The following is a 1,096-nucleotide window of genomic DNA, read 5'->3' on the forward strand; positions in this document are numbered from 1 at the left end:
GTATTAACCGATTGTGGCCGCAACCGGGCAAGATTGTGGCGTCTCCGCCGTAAGAGCTCTCTGAAAAGTAACGGTTTTCGTGCTTCCACGCGAGAGATGTGATGCCCTCTGCCACAGAAAGCCTGGCTTCGCTCCTGCCCGCCGTGTCTGCCGGTTGACCGGGCTTTGTCGGGCAGCGGACCGACCGCCGGAACAAAGAAATGCGCCGCTAGTTTCATCCGCAGGGCACTCGAACAGAAGGACGAGCATGATGAAAATGACTTCATTGATGGTCGCGATCGCGATGTCGCTTTCTGCCGGGTCTGCGATCGCCGCATGTCCGGACAAGTCAGCTTCGAACACCGGGACCGATGCCGGACAGACCGCCGGTATTTCGAAAGATGGAACCCACGCGCCTTTAGAGACTCCGAAGGCCATGGGCAACGCGAACAAGCCAGCCGCCAAGGATGGCACCACGATGCCATTGGCGGGCGCTGAAGGCGGCGGCGACAAAAACCTTGCAACCTCGCAGCAGGACATCGAGGCGCAGCAGCACGGTGATAAGGCCGCGGCGGCAAAGGCGGACGAAAATTGCAAAGACTGAGGACCGTACAGGCCGGAGCCGATTTGCAGCTTCGGCCTTCCTCACCAGTAGCTGTTCCCTTGGCGAAAGTTAAATTCTGCGGGATACCGCAGCTGTCCCAAGAGGCTGACCCGTAGGGATTCCCTCCGCCCAATTCCGAGGATGGCTTGGTCGGTAGGTCGCGCCCTCGGTTGGGCCTGCACGAAAGCCCTCCAGCGTCAGGCTTTTTGTGTTCGCGCGCAAACCTGTACATCGCCAGTCGGCGGGCTCCTTCTTCATCATGCACCAATGGGATAGCGAGTTCCGGTGCTCGATTCCGACAAACTCAGAGCCTGCCAGGACGGCAGGAACCGACACAGTGGTGGTTGACGCAGCCCTCAATGCCGCTTTACAGGAATGAGGCGTGAACCAGCCGGGAGCGCCTTCGGTGCCAATCCGGTGCCGCAGGCCAAACGAGTTGGCCCCGCGCTGCCCAAATGGTTGAAAAACCACGATGGAGGAATGGCCGAGCGGTTTAAGGCACCGGTCTTGAAA

Annotated in this window: 1 protein-coding gene; it reads left to right on the plus strand. The window is 59.8% G+C overall.

Features of this window, described 5'->3' with window-relative positions; all coding sequences use genetic code 11:
* Window positions 1-247: 247 nt before the first annotated feature.
* On the plus strand, window positions 248-583 hold the full coding sequence (locus EN914_RS36195; protein WP_013531580.1) for a hypothetical protein: 336 nt from the start codon (window positions 248-250) through the stop codon (window positions 581-583).
* The last annotated feature ends 513 nt before the right edge of the window (window positions 584-1,096 follow it).

Origin of the sequence: Mesorhizobium sp. M7A.F.Ca.CA.001.08.2.1 (assembly GCF_003998455.1) — a bacterium.
Taxonomy (GTDB): Bacteria; Pseudomonadota; Alphaproteobacteria; order Rhizobiales; family Rhizobiaceae; genus Mesorhizobium; species Mesorhizobium ciceri.

Coding starts and splice junctions, on each gene's coding strand:
- EN914_RS36195 (WP_013531580.1), top strand. CDS start 248: ATGATGAAAATGACTTCATTGATGGTCGCGATCGCGATGTCGCTTTCT.